The organism is Streptomyces sp. NPDC090021, from assembly GCF_044748225.1.
Taxonomy (GTDB): domain Bacteria; phylum Actinomycetota; class Actinomycetes; order Streptomycetales; family Streptomycetaceae; genus Streptomyces.
The window spans coordinates 20,917-39,446 of record NZ_JBIVFO010000035.1; the positions used below are offsets into that span (position 1 = coordinate 20,917).

The following is an 18,530-nucleotide window of genomic DNA, read 5'->3' on the forward strand; positions in this document are numbered from 1 at the left end:
GCCCGGTGATCTTCACCGCGTGCTGAGCTGGTCGACGTACGGCCGGGCTATGGCCAGGACGTTCTCACCGAGGTCGGTGAGGCGCATCCGGTGTCCGTACTGGCCGCGGATCAGGACCTGGCCTTGGAGGTCTCGCTCCAGATGCTGGATCTGCACGGTCAGCGCGGAGGGGGACAGGCCTACGTCGCGGCAGTACGCCGCCAGGGAGGGGTAGTCCGCGACGTGGAGGAACCTGTGCAGCCGGCGGCGCCCGGCGAATGTTCGCACCGCTGGCTGCAGCAGCGCGGGGAAACGGTCCACGTCCGGCGCGTCAGGGCGTGCCCAGTTCTTGCGCCGCTTCGGCCCCGGTTGCGGACGTCGCTTTGCCGCTTGGGTCCAGGTCTCACGGGGCTGTTCCGCCAAGGTGTGGGCCCAGTCCTCGACAGCTTGGACGACTCGCCTGCCGAGGTCGGTGAGTTCAAGTCGGCGGCCTCGTCCCGCGCGGATCAGCAAGGGGCCCCCGAGGTCCGCCTCCAGGCGTTTGAGCTGCTGGGTGAGAGTCGACGGGTGGATGCCGTGGGTCTGGCACGCTTCGCCGAGGGTGGGGTACCGGACGACCTGGATGAAGACGCGAAGGCGACGGAGCGCGTAGGAGTTTCCCAGGGTGGGCCGGATCACCTCTGGTGCTGAGGTGAAGCCCTGCTGCGGGCACCGGGGCTACCGGTTGTACTGCGCCTGGATGCCGTACTCGCGAGCGCGAGCCGCCACGGTGGTGGTGCTCATGCCGGTCTCCCGGCCGAGATCCGCCATAGTGCGGCCCCGCACGACGTACTGCTCGTAGAGCCACTGCCTGTCCAGGCTTCCGCTCGGCTTGTGGGTGCGCCGGGCGATGCCGTACTCGTCGGCGAGTGCCGCCAGATCGAGACCGGCATCAGCACTACGACGAGTGAACGGTCAGACGGGCGTTCGTCTCACTGCGCTGTCCTTTGGGCCGGACAAAGGCCACGGTCAATAAGAAAGGGACACGCGAAAAGCGAACCTACAGCTGCTCACCGACAACTCGGGCACCGGCGGGTGGAAGTCGTGCGGCAGCGGACGCCTCTGCATCTGATCACTCAACTTCTTGGTCCTTCCGTCCTGTCACAAGGGGTGATGGTGCGGCCGACCGGGGCCCGGGACCCGGGGGCACGTCCACATCGGAGCACGGATCCGGCAGGGGGCGGCTGTCGCCGGGAGGATCGTGCAAGAACCCGCGACCTTTACCCGGAACCAGGCGCGGCAGGCGATCTCGCGGCCGGGTCGGTGATGAGGCAACCCTCCTCCGCCTCGCGGCCCGGCTCGAACGCGCCCTCCCCCGGGCGGACCGCCACCCAGCCCGGGCCACCACCCTGACGTGGCACGATCCGGCGGCCGGGTTCAACCTGGAGAAAGGGCACTTCCCGCAGCCCCCAGCGAACGGAGACGGCGATGACGGCGACGAAACGGGATGACACACCGGTCGTGATCGAAGGTGGAGGCGTCGAGCTCCGCACGCAAGCGATCGGCGAAGACCTGTCCGTGGCCTTCGTCCGGTTCCCGAAAGGCACCGACATGAGGCCGGCCCTGACCGGCCTGCCCGACGGCCTCTGCGCATGCCCCCACTGGGGGTACATGCTCAAAGGGCGGCTGAAGATGGTGACGAAGAACGGGGAGGAGATCTACGAAGCGGGCCAGGCCTTCTACTGGCCGCCCGGGCACGCCCCCGTGGCACTGGAGGACTGCGAATACGTGGACTTCTCCCCCACGGAGGCCTTCACCAGCGTCATCGACCACATCAAGGCCCAGGGCTGACCTACCCGAAGAGCTACAGCCACCTCACCCGGCAGGCAGCCCGCGAAGCCGTCGACACCATCGACCGCACCCTCACCGGAGCCCAGAGCAGCGGCCGCGAAACGCGCCGCCCCGCATGACGGCGACCACCACCGGGCCCTCTCAGGCGTAGTGGCGGTAGACCGCGTGGGCCACACAGGCCGGCTTGGCGCTGCCCTCGACCTCGATGGTGAAAGTGAGGGGCATGTGCACGCCGTTGCCCTTGATCTCCTCCACGGTACCGACGGCGCCGTGGAGCCTGAGCTTCGCGCCGACGGGGACGGGACTGGGGAAGCGGACCTTGTCCAGGCCGTAGTTGACGCTCATGGAGATGCCGGTGATCTCCAAGAGCTCGCCGAACATCGGGATGACGAGGGAGAGGGTGAGGTAGCCGTGTGCGATCGGGCCGCCGAACGGGCCGGTCCTGGCCTTCTCCGGGTCGGTGTGGATCCACTGGTGGTCGTCGGTGGCGTCGGCGAAGGTGTTCACCCGCTGCTGGGTGATCTCCCGCCATGCAGTGTGGCCGAGGTCTGCTCCGCTGAGGGCGGTGAGGGCGTCGAGACCATGGGCGGTGACAGGCATGATGAATCGGTCCGTTCGGTAGACGTGGAGGGCGAAGCGGTGGGAGCGGGCCCGGGGCAGGACCTGCCCCGGCGGGAGTGGGGTGACGTACCGGGAGGTCGGCCGGTCAGTCGGCGTAGAGGTCGCGCACGGTGGGTTTGACGATCTTCCCGGAGGCCGTGCGGGGCAGGACGTCCGTGAGGACCACCGACTTGGGGATCTTGTACTTGGCGAGTCGGCCCTGGAGGTGGCCGAGCAGGTCGTGCTCGTCCGCGCGGCTGCCGTCCCTGAGGACGACGACAGCGCGGCCGACCTCGCCCCAGACCGGGTCCGGCACGCCTACGACGGCGCATTCGTCGACGTCGGGGTGGGCGAGGAGGATGTCTTCGACCTCGGCCGGGTAGACGTTCTCACCTCCGGAGACGAACATGTCCTTCACCCGGTCGACGACGTAGGCGTAGCCGTCGGCGTCGAGCCGGGCGACATCGCCCGTACGCAGCCAGCCGCCGTCGGTGAAGGCGGCCTCGGTGTCGTCGGGCCGGTTCCAGTAGCCGCTCATCACGTTGGGGCCCTGGACGAGCACCTCGCCCCGCTCCCCGGGAGCGGCGTCCCTCCCTTCGGGCAGGACGACGCGCGTGTCGGTGAAGAAGTGGGGCACTCCGGCGGAACCGGGCTTGGCTGCGACCTGCTCCCGGTCCAGGATGAGGACGCCCGGAGACGCCTCGGTCATCCCGTAGCCCTGGCTGAAGGCCAGCCCGCGGTCCAGGTACGCGGTGATGGTACGGGCCGGGACCGGCGCGCCGCCGCAGTTGAGGGTGCGCAGGCTGGACAGGTCGGTGGTGGCCCAGCGGGGCCGGGCGGCCATCGCGTCGTACATCGTGGGGACGCCGAACATGTAGGTGACCCTGCGCCGTTCGACGGTTTCCAGGACCCGCTCGGGGTCGAATGCCTCGTGGAGTACCACCTGACCGCCCTTCAGGAGGGTCGGCAGGCAAGTCATGTTGAGGCCGGCGGTGTGGAACAGCGGTGCCACGACCAGGGTCACCTCGTCGCCGGCGAGGTCGGTGTCGACGATCACATTGACGCTGTTCCAGATGATGTTGGCGTGGGTAAGCACTGCGCCCTTGGGGCGGCCCGTGGTCCCGGAGGTGTACATGATCATGCACGGGTCGTCGGGGGCGACGGCCTCGTCCAGGGGCACCGGTCCGTTCGCGGCGAGCAGTTCGTCGTAGGCGAGCAGTTCGTCGTAGACGACGCCCGCGCGGCCGGGATCCGCAAGCGTGATCCGGTGCCGCACCACGCCCGCCTCGTCGGCCGCGGCACGGGCGGCCTCCGACAGCTCCGGGGCGTGGACGAGGACGGTACTGCCGGAGTCGGCCAGGTTGTACGCCAGCTCCGGGACCGCGAGCCGCGTGTTGAGCGGGACGAACACCGCCCCGAGCACACCGGCGGCGAACAGGGTCTCCAGGAATGCCGGATGATTGGGGCCCAGGTAGGCGATCCGGTCGCCGCGCAGGACACCCAGCGTGCGCAGGGCGCCGGCGAGGCTGAGGACCCGCTCGTGCAGTTCCCGGTAGGTCCGGGTGCGGTCCTGGTGGACGAGGGCGATGCGGTCGGGGGTCCTGCGGGCCCTGCGTGCCGGCCAGGAGCCGATGCCTTGGTTCAACACGGCTGTTCCTTCAGTCGGTGAGCAGGCCGAGCAGTCGGGCGGCGTTCTCCTTGAGGATCTTCGGCCGGACCTCGGGCTTGATGTCGAGCGTGTCGAAGTCGGCGAGCCAGCGGTCGGGGGTGATGACCGGGTAGTCGGAGCCGAACAGGACCTTGTCCTTGAGGAGGGTGTTGGCGTACCGCACGAGCTGGGGCGGGAAGTACTTCGGGGACCAGCCGGACAGATCGATGTGGACGTGCGGCTTGTGGGTGGCCACCGCCAGGGCCTCGTCCTGCCAGGGGAACGAGGGGTGGGCGAGGATGATCCGCAGGTGCGGGAAGTCGACGGCGACGTCGTCGACCAGCATCGGATTGGAGTACTTCAGCCGGATGCCGCCGCCTCCCGGGACTCCGGCGCCGATGCCGGTCTGGCCGGTGTGGAACAGGGCGGGGACGCCGAGTTCCTCGATGGTCTCGTACAGCGGGTAGGCGAGGCGGTCGTCCGGGGCGAAGGCTTGGAGGCTGGGGTGGAACTTGAATCCCCGCACGCCGTACTGCTCCACCAGGCGCCGCGCTTCCCGCACTCCGGCGCGGCCCTTGTGCGGGTCGATGCTCGCGAACGGGATCAGCACGTCGGCGTGGGCGGCGCAGTTCTCCGCGATCTCTTCGTTGTGGATCCGGGGGTGTCCGGTGGCGTGTTCGGCGTCGACGGTGAACACGACGGCCGCCATGTGCCGTTCGCGGTAGTGGGCGGCCATCTCCTCGATGGTCGGCTGCCGGTGTCCATGGGCCTTGAAGTACTTCTCGGAGGCGCCGAGCAGTTCGGGGCTGAGCGCCGTGCGGCCCTCTTCGGTGACCTCGGCGTGCGTGTGCATGTCGATGGCGGTCAGCCGGTCGAGGTCGAGCGCGGGCTGGTAGGCGCGGTCGCTCATGTCATGCCTCCGGGGCCTGGGGCGCGGGGATGCCGTACGTCTCGGGTTCGGCTCCGATGCCGTCGGGCCACTCCGCCGCGATCGCCTCGGCGCTCCAGCCTCCGTCGGCGAAGGCGGTCGCCCTTTCCTTCGGGTGCGCCCACAGGGCGAGCCGGTCGCCGCCTATGCCGATGGCCTGTCCGGTCACGTCCTTCGCCGCGTCGGAGGCGAGGAAGGTGATGAGCCCGGCGACGTCCTCGACGGTGCCGAGGCCCTCGCCCTTGCGCAGCCAGTCCGGCAGCGGACCGCCGGTGCGCTCGGATTCCTCGATGACGGGGGCGAAGGCCGGGATGGTCCTGGTCATCTCGGTGGCGGCGACCGGAACGACCGCGTTGACGGTGATGCCGGAGCGGCTCAGCTCCATGGCCCAGGTGCGGGCCATGGCCACAATGCCGGCCTTGGCGGCGGCGTAGTTGGTCTGGCCGAAGTTGCCACGCTGTCCGGCGGGCGAGGAGATCAGGACGAGACTGCCGCCGGTACCCTGCTCGCGCATCCGGACGGCGGCCGCCCGGGCGCAGGTGAAGGTGCCGCGCAGGTGGACGCGGACGACGTCGTCGAACTCGCCGTCGGTCATCTTCCACAGCACGCGGTCGCGCAGGATGCCGGCGTTCGTGACGAGCACGTCCAGGCGGCCGAACTCCCGTACCGCGGCGTCCACGAGTTCCTGGGCCGCCGCGCTGTCTCCGACGGCCGCGACGACTCCGGCCGCCGCGCCGCCCTCGGAGCGGATCGTGGCGACGGCGGCCTCGACCGCGCCCCGGTCGACGTCGTTGACGATGACCGCGGCACCGGCGGCGGCGAGGGCCCGGGCGTATCCGAGGCCGAGGCCGCGTCCGCTGCCGGTCACGACGGCGACCTTTCCGTGCAGATCCATGAGGGTGCCTCTCGTGAGGGGTGGGGTGGGGTGGGGTGGGGTGGGGTGCCGGAGCACCGGCGGACAGCCGGACTCGATCAACAGGAATCCTGTCGATTGACAGTCTTGCCGATCAACAGGATTCCTGTCAATGCTTTAGGGTGTACCCGCCATTCCCCCGAGCACCACCACAGGAGGTCGAACGTGAGCACTTCGCTGCTCTACCTGGTCAAGCGGACGGAACTCGCGGTGCGGGCCCGCCTCGAAGAGCTGGTCAGGCCCGCGGGCATCACCGCCCTGCAGTACACCGCCCTCACCGTCCTGGACCGGCACGACGGGATCTCCGCCGCCCAGCTCGCCCGCGACTCGTTCGTCACCGCCCAGACCATGGCCGACATGGTCCGCGCCCTGGAGGGCCGCGGCCTGATCCGCCGCGAGCCGAACCCCGACAACCGCCGGGAACGCCTCGTCCTGCTGACCGGGGCGGGCAAGGGGCTTCTGGACGAGTACGCCGGACCGGCCCGCGCATTGGAGGAGCGCATGGTCGCCGACCTGACCCCGCAAGAAGTCGACGGGTTCCGGCAGGCACTGCAACGCACCTGGCGCTCCCTGGCCTGAGCGCCCGGGGCGCCGCCCCACGGGTTCGTGCCCCACATGCGGCCCTCAGCCGCCTCCGCCCAGCCGAGTGCCGCGCCGCGGCACCGAGCTGAGCAGGAGTCGGGTGTACGGGTGCTCCGGCGCGTCGAGCACCCGGCCCACGGGGCCCGACTCCATCACCCTGCCCGACTTGAGAACGAGCACCTCGTCCGCGATGTGGCGGACGACGGCCAGGTCGTGGGTCACGAACAGGAAGCCGATCCCCGCCTCCCGGCGGATCTCACGCAGCAGTTCGAGGATCTGAGCCTGGATGGACACGTCCAGCGCGGCGACCGCCTCGTCCAGGACCAGCACCCGGGGCTCCACGGCGAGGGCGCGTGCGATCGCCACGCGCTGGCGCTGCCCGCCGGACAGGTCGCGCGGCAGGGCCGCCGCCTCGCGGGTCCCGAGGCCGACCTGATCCAGGTGTCCGACGACACGGACCCGGCGTGCGGCGGCGTCCAGGTCGGTGTGCAGCCGCAGTACCTCGTCCAGGCAGCCACTCACCGTCACCCGCGGATCGAGCGACAGGTAGGGATCCTGGAAGACCATCTGGATCTCCCGCGCCCGGGAGATCCGTTCCGCGCGACCGCGGGCGCGGGCCGAACGGTCCCGGCCGTCGAGGCGGACCACACCGCCGTCCGCGCGCTCCAGGCCCACGAGCATCCGGACCGTCGTCGTCTTGCCGCTGCCGGACTCGCCGACGATGGCGAGCGAACCGCCGGGCGGCAGCGAGAACGACACCCCGTCGACCGCCGTGTGCTCCCCGTATCGCTTGTGCAGCCCCTCGACCACCAGTCCCTTCGTCACAGCGTGATTCCTTCCTCGGCGCGCAGGCACGCGGCGAGAGCGTCGCCGTGCGGTGCGAGTACGGGCGTCTCCTGCGCGCAGCGCGGCACCGCGTGCGGGCAGCGGGCTGCGAACGCGCAGCCGGGCGGGGCCTCGGACAGCGATACCGGCCGGCCCTGGATGGGCCGGGGCGGGGGCGCGCCCGCTTCGATGCGCGGAGTGGAGGCGAGGAGCCCCGCCGTGTACGGGTGGCGGGGCCGGTCGAAGAGCTCGTCGGTGGAGCCGGTCTCGACGATCCGGCCGGCGTACATCACGTACACCCGGTCGCAGATCGCCGAGGCCAGCTCCAGGTCGTGCGTGACGAAGAGCATCCCGGTGCCGCGTTCGGCCCGCAGCCGGGCCAGGATCGCGATCACCTCCGCCTGGGTGGTGACGTCCAGCGCGGTGGTCGGTTCGTCGGCGAGGAGCAGGGCCGGCTCGGCGGCGAGGGCCGCGGCTATGACGACCCGCTGGAGCATGCCGCCGGAGAACTGGTGCGGGAAGCGGCGCAGGGCGCCGCGCGGATCGCGGATGCCGACGGCGTCGAGGAGTTCCTCGGCCCGCGCGGTGGTCCGCTCGGCGGGGGTACCGCAGGCGCGCAGCCCTTCGGTGAGGAAGTCGCCCACTCTGCGCAGCGGGTTGACGGAGGCACGCGGGTCCTGGAAGACCATGGCGACCTCGCGGGCCCGCAGCCCGGCCAGCTCCCGGGGGCGCATGCTCAGCACGTCCCGCCCGGAGACCCGGACCTGACCCTCGGCCCGGGCGCCCGGGGGCAGGAGTCCCAGGACGCTGCGGCAGGCGACCGACTTGCCCGAGCCGGACTCGCCGACCAGGCCGACGGTCTCCCCGGGCCGCACGGTCAGGCTCACCCCGTCCAGGATGGGCCGGGCGGACCGGTCGTCCGGCAGCCGTACTCCGAGCCCGTCGATCTCCAGGACGGGCGTGGTCGATGGTGTGGTCATGGCGTTCACCTCTCCCGCCTCGCGATCCGGTCGGCGAGCCCCTCGCCGACGATGCCGAACGCCACGACCGCGAGCACGACGCAGGCGGACGGCGCGAGCGCCGGGAGCATCGCCCCTTGCAGGACTGCCCCCTGCCCCTCGTTGATCATGGCGCCCCAGTCGGCGGCCGGCGGCTGGACGCCGAAGCCGAGGAAGGACAGGGCCGCGAGGTCCATCAGCGCGTACCCGAAGTTCATCGCGGACTGGGCGAGAACGGTCGGCGCGATGTTCGGCAGGAGGTGACGGACACAGACCGTCCAGCCGGACCACCCCTGCACCACGTACGCCTCGATGTACGGCCGTTGTTTCTCCTGCCGGGCGACGCCGCGCACGAGCCGGCCCACGTAGGGCGTGTAGGCGACGGACATGGCGATGACGGGTGCGGTCATGCCGGAACCGAGGACGGAGACGAGCAGGATCGCGAGCAGCAGTCCCGGGATCGCGAAGGCGAGGTCCATCGAGCGGGACAGGAAGGTGTCCGCCCAGCCGCCCCGCCAGGCCGCCACCACACCGAGCAGCAGACCGAGCAGGGTGGAGACGCCGACGACGAGCAGCGGCCCCAGGAGCCCGGTGCGGGCGCCGTGGATCAGCCGGGACAGGATGTCCCGCCCCGACTGGTCGGTGCCGAGCAGGTGGTCGCCGCTGGTGCCGGCGAGGCTCGCGGCGAGGTCGAGCGCCTCGGGGTCGTACGGGGCGAGGACGGGTGCGAGCACGGCGACGAGGACGAGCGCTGCGAGCACCGCGACCGAGACCGCGAACAGTGGCCCCTGGCCGAACAGGCGCAGCCCGCGCAAGCCCGGCCTGCGGTAGGGCGCCGTGGTGAGGGTGGAGGTCATGGAGAGCCTTCCCCGGGGGAGAGACGGGGGTCGATGAGCGGCGCGAGCAGGTCGACCGCCAGGTTGACGAGGACGAAGGTCGCCACGCTGAGCAGGGTGACGGCTTGGACCACGGCGAAGTCCTGCGCGGTGACGGACTGCACGAGCAGTGAGCCCAGCCCCGGCACGTCGAAGGCGGTCTCCACGATCGAGGTGCTGATGAGCAGGCCGGCGAACATGGTGCCGCCGACGGTGACGACGGGTCCCAGCGCGTTGCGCAGCACGTGCCGGCGCACCACGGTCCACCCCGGGACGCCCCGGGCGCGCGCCACCTCGACGTGCTCGCGGCCGAGTTCGTCGAGCATCGCGGAGCGTGTGACCCGGGCCAGCAGGCCCGCGAACGTCAGGGCGAGGGCGGCGGCCGGCAGGGTGAGCTGGTGGAGCCGGGCACCGAAGCCCTCCGCGGCGCCGCCGCCCGGGCCGGGGAACCAGCCGAGCCGGACCGAGAACACCGAGACGAGCACGATCGCGGTGACGAAGGACGGTGTGGCGGTGGCCACGCCGGTGCCGATGAGCACCGCCCGGTCGAGGAGGCCGGGGCGCAGCGCCGCGAGGATGCCGGCGCTCACCCCCAGGACGGCGACGAGCAGCGCCGCATAGCCGACAAGGAGAGCGGTGCCGGGCAGCCGGGAACCGAGGAGCGCGGTGACGTCCTGGTGGTACTGGGCCGAGCGGCCGAGGTCGCCGCTCAGAACCCCGCCGAGCCACTTGCCGTACTGCACCACGAGAGGGTCGTCGAAGTGGTGCTCCGCGCGCAGGGCGGCCACGGCCTCGGGGGTGGCCGGGCGGCCGTGCAGCAGGAAGGTCACCGGGTCACCGGGGGCCAGGTGGACCGCGCCGAAGACCACGACGGAGGTCGCGAACAGCACGGCCACCAGGCCCAGGAGCCGTCCGACGAGGAAGCGGGTCATTTCTGCGTGGCCCCGATCTTCGCGGCCCACGGGTAGTAGAGCTGGCTGATGCCGGTGGGGGCGCCGGTGATCCGCTTGCCGAGGAAGACCGAGTACGGCGCCTCGTACACGGGGATGACGGGCATCTCGCGCAGGGCGATCTCCTGGAGCTTCGCGGTGAGGTCGGCGCGCTCGGCCGGGTCCGGCTCGGAGTTGGCCTTGTCGAAGGCGACGTCGAATTCGGCGTCGGACCAGTAGCCGTAGTTCCCGAAGTCGCCGGTGCGCAGGTACTGGTAGAACTCCAGCGGGTCCGGGGTGTTGTCGTAGCCGTTGGTGATGACGAGGTCGAGCCCGTCACGGGCCTTCGGGTCGACGAAGATGCTGCTGTACGCGTCGGGGGAGACGGTCTTCAGCCTGACGTCGAGGCCGATCTCGCGTCCGGCCGCCTGCACCGCGTTGGCGACGACGGTGATCTCGGGGGCGAGTGGGCTGGTCACGACGGTGATCGAACGACCGGTGGCACCGGCCTCCTGGACCAGCTTCCTGGCGGCTGCGACGTCATGGGGCAGGTCGGGCAGCGTGTCGTAGTGCGCGGCGGCCTTCTCCGGGAGGAGCGCCCAGGCACCGCGCGGCGCGGGGGCCTTGGCGGGGACCCCGACGCCGCCGGCCGCCGCGTTGATGATGTTCTTCCGATCGAGCGCCATGGACAGGGCCTTGCGGACCTTGAGGTTGCCGAGCGTGCCCTCGAAGTTGAGGACGGCGAGGTTCGCGGCGGCGGTGTTGGGGCCGAAGAGGACCGCTCCGTTGCCGCCCGCCCGGAGCTTGGCGAGGGAGGAGGACGGCACCAGGTAGCCACCGTCGGCGGTGCCGGACAGGAAGGCGTTGGAGCGGGCGGCCGCGTCCTCGTTGAAGGTGAACTTCACGGACCGGGACTTCGGAGCGAGCGCCTTGTCCCAGTACGCCGGGTTCTCACGCAGGGTGATGCTGTCGCCCTGCACCCACGTGTCCAGGGCGAAGGGTCCGGTGCAGTTCAGCTCGCCCGTCGGGGTGCCGTAGGCCGGACCTTCCTCGGCGAGGGAGGCCGCGCTCACGACGGTGCCCGGAGAAGCCGCCATGAGTTCGTGGAAGAGGACGTCGGGCTTGACGAGCCGGACCGTCACCTCCAGCGGGCCGGTCGTCTCGATGGTGTGGACGTTCTTGAAGGACGAGGCCCACGGGGAGCCGGTGGCGGGGTCCATCTGGCGCTTGAGGGAGGCCACGACGTCGTTCGCGGTCATCGTGGTGCCGTCGTGGAACGTCACGCCCGGCCGCAGGGTGTACACGAGCGTGAGCGGGTCGGGCTGCTCCCACTCGGCGGCGAGACCGGGCTCGATCTTCAGGTCGGGGGTGACGCGGAGCAGCTGCTCGCAGACGTTGGCGAGCACGGTGTTCGGCGGGTAGTCGTACGCGAGGGCGTAGTCGAGGGTGTACGGCTCCGCGTACAGCGACCACGTGAAGGAGTCCAGAGGGCCCTGGGCGGGCGGTGAGGTGGGAGTGACCTGGAAGGCGGCACCGCCGGTGGTGCCGTTCTGGGGCCGGGTGGCGCCGGAGCAGGCGGTGAGGGAGGCCGCGAGCACGGCGGTACAGGCGAATGCGATGAATCTGGGTATACGCATGCAGTACACCCCTTTACGGGTGTTGTGACGGGCACGGGGGGGATGGAGCGAGTATTGATGCGGGAACGTTCCCGCACAAGACTTCGACCAGGTTTGCGGGAACGGTTTTGCAGAGGTCGGGAGGATGGCAGCATCGCTCCCATGACCGAAGATTCCGGGCACGGTGGGAAGCCCTCACGGCAGGACGGACAGCCGTCATCGCAACGAGGGCAGGCCTCGCCGCCCACCCCGCGCGTCCGCCTCGTCGACGTGGCCCGCGAGGCGGGCCTGTCCAAGACGACCGTCTCGGCCGCGCTCAACGGCACCGGCCGGCTCTCCTCCGAGGTACGGGAGCGGGCCCGCGAGACCGCGCGCCTCATGGGGTACCGGCCCAACGCCAGCGCACGCCAGCTGCGCGCGGGACGGGCCAGGCTGATCGGTTACGTGGTCGGGGAGCTCGCCGACGCCCCCTGGGCTTTCCTGGAGTCGCCGTACTTCGCCCGGCTCACCGGGGCCACCGCCGCCTCCGCGCTCGCACACGGCTACGCGGTGGTGCTGCTGCCCGCCGGCTCCCTGCAGAGCGAGTGGTCCGCGCTGCCCCTCGACGCCGTGATCGTCGCCGACCCGGTCGCGGACGACCGGATCGTCGAGGACCTGCTCGCCGCCCGCATCCCGGTCTTCAGCGACCGGTCCGTGGAAGGCCGAGCGGAGGCCCACTGGGTGGACGTCGACGCGGTCGCCGCCGTCCGACGGACCCTGGACCACTTCCTGGCCCAGGGTGCCCGGCGGCCCGCGCTGGTCGTCCCGGACAGCACCACCCACTTCCACCGCGAGGTGTTCGCCGCGCACCACGCCTGGTGTACGGCGCACGGACTGCCGGAGCTGGCCGTACGGGCCACGGAGCCCGGCAACGGGCCGGTGGTCCGGGCCGTGGAGACCGCGCTGACGGCCGGGCCGGAGCGCCCGGACGCCCTCTTCGTGGTCGCCGAGGCCAGCCCGCCGCTCGTCCTGGACGCAGCCCGACGGCACGGCTACGACGTGCCGGACGACCTGCTCCTCGCCTGCATCAGCGAGGACGAGAGCGCCGTACACACCGAGCCGCCGGTGACCACGCTCAGCCTGTGCCCCGACGACGTCGCCGAGGCCGGGATCGAACTGCTGGTGGCTGTCCTGGAGCACGGGCGCCGGGAAACCAGCGGGGTGCTCGTGCCGGTCCGCCTCGACGTCCGCGCCTCCTCGGTCAGGCATCCTCAGCCTCCGAACACGAGCTCGCCGCCCACATAGGTCCGCTCCACCCGCGCCTCGGCGATCTCCTCCGGGGGCGCGGCCAGGATGTCCCGGTCGAGCACCACGAGGTCGGCCAGCTGACCGACGACGAGGCTGCCGGTGTCGTCGTGCCGGCTCACGTGCGCGGAACCGGCGGTGTAGGCGGCGATCGCGGAGAGGAGATCGATGCGCTGCTCGGGCAGGAAAACCCGCTCGTCGTCGGTCCCCGGCTCCCGCCGGTTCACGGCGACGTGGATGCCCGCGAGCGGGTCCGGGCTGGACACCGGCCAGTCGCTGCCCGCCGCCAGGGTGGCCCCCGACCGCAGCAGACTGCCGAACGGATACTGCCAGCCGGCCCGCTCCGGGCCCAGGAACGGGATGGTCAGCGCGTCCATCTGCGGCTCGTGCGCCGCCCACAGCGGCTGGATGTTCGCGATGGCTCCGAGCGCCGCGAACCGGGGCAGGTCGTCGGGGTGGACGACCTGGAGGTGGGCCAGGTGGTGGCGGTTGCCGCGCCGCCCGTTGGCGGTGACGGCGGCTTCGACCGCGTCGAGCGCCTCGCGCACCGCCCGGTCGCCGAGAGCGTGGAAGTGGACCTGGAAGTCCAGCGCGTCGAGCGCGGTCACATGGCCGCGCAGGGCCTGAGGTTCGACGAAGCTCAGCCCGCTGTTGGCCGTGGCGCAGCCGCAGCCGTCCAGGTACGGGGCGGTCAGCGCGGCCGTGAAGTTCTCCGCGATCCCGTCCTGCATGATCTTCACGGATCCGGCTCGGAACCGGCCGTACGCCAACTCCTTCCGGCGCTCGACCAGTTCGGGGATCTGCTCGGCACCGCGCTCACGGTCCCACCACAGCGCGCCCGACACGCGGGCGGTCAGGCTGCCGTCCCGCGCCGCGGCCAGATAGGCCCCCGAGGGGTCCTCCATCCCGTTGAAGCCGCCGAGCAGCGCGTCCTGCCAACCGGTGATGCCGAGCGAGTGCAGCAGTTCCTGCGCCCGCAGCAGCCCTGCCAGCCGCTCTTCCGGCGTACTCGGCGGCACCAGCCGCGAGACCAGGGCCGTCGCGCCCTCCTGGAGCATCCCACTCGGAAACCCGTCCGCCTCCCGCTCGATCCGCCCGTCGGCCGGATCCGGGGTGGCGGCGGTCAACCCCGCCCGTTCGAGGGCCCGGGTGTTGGCCCAGGCCCCATGGTGGTCGCGGTTCGACAGCAGCACCGGCCGGTCCGGCACCACCGAGTCCAGCAGCTGACGGGTCGGGAGTCCGCCGGAGAAGCTCTCCAGCGACCAGCCGCCGCCGGTGATCCACTCCCGGTCCGGGTGTGCCTGCGCGTACTCCCGGATCCGCTCCAGGTACGCGCCGACGTCGAGGATCTCGCTCAGATCGCACTCCGCCAGCTCACTGCCCCCGCCCACCGCGTGGACGTGCGAGTCCTGGAAGCCGGGCATCAGGAGCCTGCCCGCGAGGTCGACCACCTCCGTACGAGGCCCGATCAGCTCCCGCACCGCGTCATGGCCGACGGCGGTGATCCGCTCGCCCGTGACCGCGAGCGAACTCGCCCGGGTGCGGGCCGGATCCATGGTGAGGACGGGACCTCCGGTGAAGACCAGATCGGCGTGCGGCATGCGGCGGCTCCCTTGCCTGCGGATGCGCTGGACGGACTGCGCACGCAGGCTCTGGAGAGCTTGCGTACGCATGCGCGGGACGGGTGATGGGCATCATCGAAACCTGCGGGCTGTTTACACGTCAATGGTGTTGTCGTAAGGTCCCGGCCATGTCCGAACGCGTGGTACCCGAGGGCCGGCGGCAGCGCAGCCGCCCCACCAAACACGGCGCCGTCCTCTCCGAACGCCTCATCGTCGACACCGCACTGCGCCTTGTCGAACAGCACGGCGCGAAAGCACTCTCGGTACGCAGGCTCGGGTCCGCGCTCGGCGCCGACCCCACCGCCCTCTACCGGTACTTCCGCAACACCGACGCCCTGCTCCTCGCCCTCGCCGACGAGCTCATCGGCCGCGCCCAGGAGGGCTGGACGGCCACCGGCAACTGGCGGGACGACCTGCGCTCGATGGGCCGACGCATCCACGCCTCGTACCTCGCCCAGCCCCAGGCCGCGCTCCTCGCCGCCCACCGCACCACCGGCCGCCCGCACGAGACCCGGGCCGTCGAGACCATCCTCGGCATCCTCCGCGACGGCGGCTTCCCCGACGGCCTGGCGGTACGGATCTATCACTCCTTCGTCGACCAGTCGCTCGCCTTCGCCGCCCAGGACGCCGCGGCGGCGGCCCTGCCGCCCTCGGCAGCGGCGACCGACGCCGAGGTCTGGCATGCCTCATACAGCCGCCTCCCCGCCGACACCCACCCGCACATCGCGGCGACGTACCCGCTCCTGGCCGTCGACATGCGCGACAGCGGCTACCCCTTCGCCCTGGAGCTGATGCTCACCGCCGTCGCGGCGCTGCACCCGGACGCGGGGCGGTAGCGGCCCCGGGCCGCTCGGCGAGCAACAGCTCGCCCCGGTCGGCCGGCGCAACCGGCGGGCCTGGAACGGCACATCCGGTCAGGTGGCCACTCGTGCGGCGTCCGCGGCGTCCGCGGCGTCCGCGCCGTCCGCGCCGCCCGCACGGTCACCGTTGCCCAGGGCCTCGGCCGACACGCCCTCAGTCCCGGTCCCCAGGAGCCCGCATGCCCCTGGCGCGGGCGGTCTTCGACGCCGCGTCGGAGGCGAGGAGATCGAGGACTTCGCAGGCCCGGCCCGGCCGGGTGGAGGAGGCCAGGACGCCCCCGCTGAACGTCGAGGTGATGTCGGTGTCGCCCGGCAGCGGGCCGACGATGACGACGCCCGGCACGTCCATCAGTTCGCTGTGCTGCTGGAAGGCCAGGTCGGCTTCGCCGGACCCCAGCAGGCTGCCGGCGGGCACCCCCGGTGGTGCCTGGACAAGCCGGTCCCGGAGCGTGTCGGCAAGGTCCAGCCGGGTGATGAGATCGAGGAGGGCCGTGCCGCTGGGGCCCGTCGAGTAGGCGATCTTCATCGCGGACCGGAGGGCAGCCCGCAGGTCGGACTCCGAGCGGAGTACCGGCACCGGTGTTCCTTCCGGTACGGCGGCGACGACCTGGGAGACCCACAGCGGACGCACCGTGTCCCGGACGAGGTGTCCTTCGGCCGCCAGCTCTGCCAGAGGTCCGTCGGCCAGCACGAGCACGTCGGCCTCGGCTCCCTGACGCACCCACTGGGCGATCTCGACCCCGCCGGCGGACTCGAACCGCACCGGAATCCCGTGCGCGAGTCGGATCTGTTCGGACAGCTCGGCCAGTACCAGCCGCGTCGCCATCGAGGACAGCCCGGAGGTGTCTCGTTCCATGTCGCCTCCTTGTGTCCGGCAGATGGTACGGCGCACGACCAGGTGCTTCAACGGCCGTCTGCGAGACTGACCGTGTGAGCAGAACCCGGAGCACGGCGGCTGGGAAGGTCCTCGAAGTCCTCTCGGCCTTCGATCGCGACCACCCGTCGCGAACACTGTCGGAGATCGCCCAGTGCACGGGCCTGGCCTTGAGCACCACGCACCGCGTGGTCGCGGAGCTGGCGGAATGGGGCGCGCTGGAGCGCGCGGAGGACGGGTCGTGGCACGTCGGACTGAGGCTCTGGGAGGTCGTCTCGGGATGCCCCCGCACCCAGATTCTGCGTGATGCGGCCCTGCCGTTCATGCAGGACCTCTACGAGGCGACCCACGAGAACGTCCAGCTCGCGGTGCGCGAGGGAACCGACCTGGTGTTCGTCGAACGGATCGCCGGACATCGCTCGGTGGAGCTGCTGACGATGGTCGGGTCCCGGTTCCCCATCGGCTCCACCGGGATGGGCCGGGTGCTGCTGGCACACGCACCGCCGGACATCCAGGAAGAAGTACTCGACTCGCCGCTGCGCGCCTGGACCCCGCACACCGTCACCGACCGGCGAACGCTGCGCTCGCAGTTGGACCTCATCCGCCGCGAGCAGGTCTTCGTCAGCGACCGGCAGCTCTCCGAGAGCACCGTCGCGGTGGCCGCACCGGTACGGATCGGCCCGACCGGACCGGTCAGCGCCGCGCTCGGGATCGTCATCGCGGCGAGCAGCGCGAGCCGTGCACGCGGGCTGCGCGAGCCGCTCCTGCGGGCTGCCCACGGGATCTCCGGCGAGCTCGGCCGACGGACCCGTACGACGGTCTGAATTCCGGTCAAGGCTTCCGCCTGGCGGAAACAGCGGTGACTGGTCACGGTCGTGAGTGTCAGCGTTCGGGGTGTTCGAGACCCTCGCAGTCGCTCAGGAGGTGCCATGACCGACGCCATCACCGACACCGTCGCCTCGGTTCCGGTCGCTGTCATCGGTGCCGGTCCGGCCGGCTTGATGCTGGCCCACCTGCTCGGACGCGCGGGGGTCGGGACGATCGTGGTGGACACCCGCACCCGGCAGGCCATCGAAACCACGCAGCGGGCCGGCATCCTGGAGGCCGACACGGCCCGGGACCTGGTCGAGACCGGCGTCTGCGACCGGGTGATGCGCGACGGCCACGAGCACGAGGGCGTCGAGCTGCGATTCGGCGGCCGGCCTCACCGCCTCGACTTCAAGGAGCTGGTCGGCGAGTCGGTGTGGCTCTACCCGCAGACCGATGTGTTCACCGACCTGGCCGACGCCCGGGAGCGCGACGGCGGCACGGTCCACTTCGGCGTCAGTGACACCGAAGTCCTCGACATCGCCACCGACGCCCCCCGGGTCCGCTACACGGCGCCCGACGGGTCCCGCCACGAGATCCGGGCCCGGTACGTGGTCGGCGCGGACGGCTCACGCAGCATGTGCCGCAATCTGGTGCCTCAGGAACAGCGGGTGCGCTACGGCAAGGCGTATCCCTTCGCCTGGTTCGGCATCATGGCCGAGGCGCCGATGAGCGCGCCCGAGCTGGTCTACGCCCACTCCGAGCACGGCTTCGCGCTGATCAGCCAACGCACCGAGACGGTGCAGCGGATGTACTTCCAGTGCAGCCCCGACGAGTCCGTCGACGCCTGGCCGGACCACCGCATCTGGGAGACGCTCCAGGCCCGGGTCGCGGGAGAGGACGGCTTCCGGCTCAAGGAGGGGCCGATCTCCGAGAAGACGGTGCTGCGGTTCCGCTCGTTCGTACAGGAGCCGATGCGGTGGGGTTCGATGCTCCTCGCGGGCGACGCCGCGCACACCGTGCCGCCGACCGGCGCCCGCGGGCTGAACCTGGCGCTGCACGACGTGAAGGTGCTCTCCGACGTCCTGCTGCGAGCACTCGGCAGCGCAGGCGAGACCGCGCTGGACGACTACCAGCCGCGCGCCCTGCAGCGGGTCTGGCGGGCCCAGAACTTCTCCTACTGGATGACCCAACTGCTGCACACCGCGCCCGGCGGCACACCGTTCGACCTGAGGCGTCAGCTCGGCGAGCTCGACAACGTGGTCGGCACGCGCGCCGGCCGCAGCTACCTCGCCGAGCAGTACACCGGCTGGCCCGTCCGCAGCCGGGGCTGACGCCACACGACCACCAGGAGAGAACA

At 71.5% G+C, this 18,530-nt stretch carries 18 protein-coding genes; 6 read left to right on the forward strand and 12 right to left on the reverse strand.

Annotated features, from left to right (window positions below; all coding sequences use genetic code 11):
* Nucleotides 1–12: 12 nt before the first annotated feature.
* On the reverse strand, nt 13–657 hold the full coding sequence (locus ACIPXC_RS25790; protein WP_401622702.1) for a LysR family transcriptional regulator: 645 nt from the start codon (nt 655–657) through the stop codon (nt 13–15).
* Between the two features lie 822 nt (nt 658–1,479).
* Between ACIPXC_RS25790 and ACIPXC_RS25795 the strand changes: the two genes are divergently transcribed.
* Complete coding sequence (locus tag ACIPXC_RS25795) at nt 1,480–1,809, forward strand: hypothetical protein (RefSeq protein WP_401622704.1); 330 nt, start codon at nt 1,480–1,482, stop codon at nt 1,807–1,809.
* Nucleotides 1,810–1,950: 141 nt separating this feature from the next.
* Here ACIPXC_RS25795 and ACIPXC_RS25800 read toward each other — a convergent pair whose 3' ends face one another.
* From ACIPXC_RS25800 to ACIPXC_RS25815, 4 genes are all read right to left on the reverse strand, one after another.
* The gene (locus ACIPXC_RS25800; RefSeq protein WP_401622706.1) at nt 1,951–2,409 is read right to left on the reverse strand and encodes a MaoC family dehydratase; all 459 of its coding nucleotides are present in this window, start codon (nt 2,407–2,409) and stop codon (nt 1,951–1,953) included.
* A gap of 106 nt (nt 2,410–2,515) precedes the next feature.
* Nucleotides 2,516–4,057: a long-chain fatty acid--CoA ligase gene (locus ACIPXC_RS25805; protein WP_401622709.1), complete on the reverse strand. Its 1,542-nt coding sequence runs from the start codon at nt 4,055–4,057 to the stop codon at nt 2,516–2,518.
* A 10-nt stretch (nt 4,058–4,067) separates the two neighbouring features.
* A complete protein-coding gene (locus tag ACIPXC_RS25810; RefSeq protein ID WP_401622711.1) occupies nt 4,068–4,967 on the reverse strand; it encodes an amidohydrolase family protein in 900 nt (299 codons plus the stop codon).
* Between the two features lies 1 nt (nt 4,968).
* Nucleotides 4,969–5,880, reverse strand: a complete 912-nt coding sequence (locus tag ACIPXC_RS25815) for an SDR family oxidoreductase (RefSeq protein WP_401622714.1) — start codon at nt 5,878–5,880, stop codon at nt 4,969–4,971.
* A gap of 183 nt (nt 5,881–6,063) precedes the next feature.
* Here ACIPXC_RS25815 and ACIPXC_RS25820 point away from each other — a divergent pair, with 183 nt between their 5' ends.
* Nucleotides 6,064–6,477, forward strand: a complete 414-nt coding sequence (locus ACIPXC_RS25820) for a MarR family winged helix-turn-helix transcriptional regulator (RefSeq protein ID WP_401622717.1) — start codon at nt 6,064–6,066, stop codon at nt 6,475–6,477.
* A 45-nt stretch (nt 6,478–6,522) separates the two neighbouring features.
* Here ACIPXC_RS25820 and ACIPXC_RS25825 read toward each other — a convergent pair whose 3' ends face one another.
* Genes ACIPXC_RS25825 through ACIPXC_RS25845 form a run of 5 tightly spaced genes read right to left on the reverse strand, consistent with a single transcriptional unit; the run spans nt 6,523 to nt 11,744 of the window.
* Nucleotides 6,523–7,305: an ABC transporter ATP-binding protein gene (locus tag ACIPXC_RS25825; protein WP_401622720.1), complete on the reverse strand. Its 783-nt coding sequence runs from the start codon at nt 7,303–7,305 to the stop codon at nt 6,523–6,525.
* Nucleotides 7,302–8,285 carry an ABC transporter ATP-binding protein gene (locus ACIPXC_RS25830; RefSeq protein ID WP_401622723.1) on the reverse strand — a complete coding sequence of 328 codons (984 nt, stop codon included), beginning with the start codon at nt 8,283–8,285 and terminating at the stop codon, nt 7,302–7,304. The genes ACIPXC_RS25825 and ACIPXC_RS25830 overlap by 4 nt, the downstream gene beginning before the upstream one ends.
* A 5-nt stretch (nt 8,286–8,290) precedes the next feature.
* Nucleotides 8,291–9,160 carry an ABC transporter permease gene (locus ACIPXC_RS25835; protein WP_401622726.1) on the reverse strand — a complete coding sequence of 290 codons (870 nt, stop codon included), beginning with the start codon at nt 9,158–9,160 and terminating at the stop codon, nt 8,291–8,293.
* Nucleotides 9,157–10,110 (reverse strand): ABC transporter permease, encoded by a 954-nt coding sequence (locus ACIPXC_RS25840; RefSeq protein ID WP_401622729.1) that lies wholly within the window; start codon nt 10,108–10,110, stop codon nt 9,157–9,159. Before ACIPXC_RS25840 ends, ACIPXC_RS25835 begins: the two co-directional genes overlap by 4 nt.
* Entirely contained in the window at nt 10,107–11,744 is a 1,638-nt protein-coding gene (locus ACIPXC_RS25845; protein WP_401622732.1) for an ABC transporter substrate-binding protein, read from the reverse strand. Before ACIPXC_RS25845 ends, ACIPXC_RS25840 begins: the two co-directional genes overlap by 4 nt.
* A 141-nt stretch (nt 11,745–11,885) precedes the next feature.
* Between ACIPXC_RS25845 and ACIPXC_RS25850 the strand changes: the two genes are divergently transcribed.
* Nucleotides 11,886–13,007 carry a LacI family DNA-binding transcriptional regulator gene (locus ACIPXC_RS25850; protein WP_401622735.1) on the forward strand — a complete coding sequence of 374 codons (1,122 nt, stop codon included), beginning with the start codon at nt 11,886–11,888 and terminating at the stop codon, nt 13,005–13,007.
* On the opposite strand, the gene ACIPXC_RS25855 is transcribed toward ACIPXC_RS25850, so the two are convergent.
* Nucleotides 12,974–14,608, reverse strand: coding sequence for an amidohydrolase (locus ACIPXC_RS25855; RefSeq protein ID WP_401622738.1), 1,635 nt, complete (start codon nt 14,606–14,608; stop codon nt 12,974–12,976). The genes ACIPXC_RS25850 and ACIPXC_RS25855 overlap by 34 nt on opposite strands.
* Before the next feature lie 149 nt (nt 14,609–14,757).
* On the opposite strand from ACIPXC_RS25855, the gene ACIPXC_RS25860 reads away from it, so the two are divergent.
* Nucleotides 14,758–15,465, forward strand: coding sequence for a helix-turn-helix domain-containing protein (locus tag ACIPXC_RS25860; protein WP_401622741.1), 708 nt, complete (start codon nt 14,758–14,760; stop codon nt 15,463–15,465).
* A gap of 178 nt (nt 15,466–15,643) precedes the next feature.
* On the opposite strand, the gene ACIPXC_RS25865 is transcribed toward ACIPXC_RS25860, so the two are convergent.
* On the reverse strand, nt 15,644–16,345 hold the full coding sequence (locus ACIPXC_RS25865) for a substrate-binding domain-containing protein (protein WP_401622744.1): 702 nt from the start codon (nt 16,343–16,345) through the stop codon (nt 15,644–15,646).
* A 74-nt stretch (nt 16,346–16,419) separates the two neighbouring features.
* On the opposite strand from ACIPXC_RS25865, the gene ACIPXC_RS25870 reads away from it, so the two are divergent.
* Both ACIPXC_RS25870 and ACIPXC_RS25875 read left to right on the forward strand, forming a co-directional pair.
* Entirely contained in the window at nt 16,420–17,187 is a 768-nt protein-coding gene (locus tag ACIPXC_RS25870; RefSeq protein ID WP_401622747.1) for an IclR family transcriptional regulator, read from the forward strand.
* A gap of 105 nt (nt 17,188–17,292) precedes the next feature.
* The gene (locus ACIPXC_RS25875; protein ID WP_401622750.1) at nt 17,293–18,504 is read left to right on the forward strand and encodes a 4-hydroxybenzoate 3-monooxygenase; all 1,212 of its coding nucleotides are present in this window, start codon (nt 17,293–17,295) and stop codon (nt 18,502–18,504) included.
* Nucleotides 18,505–18,530 lie beyond the last annotated feature (26 nt).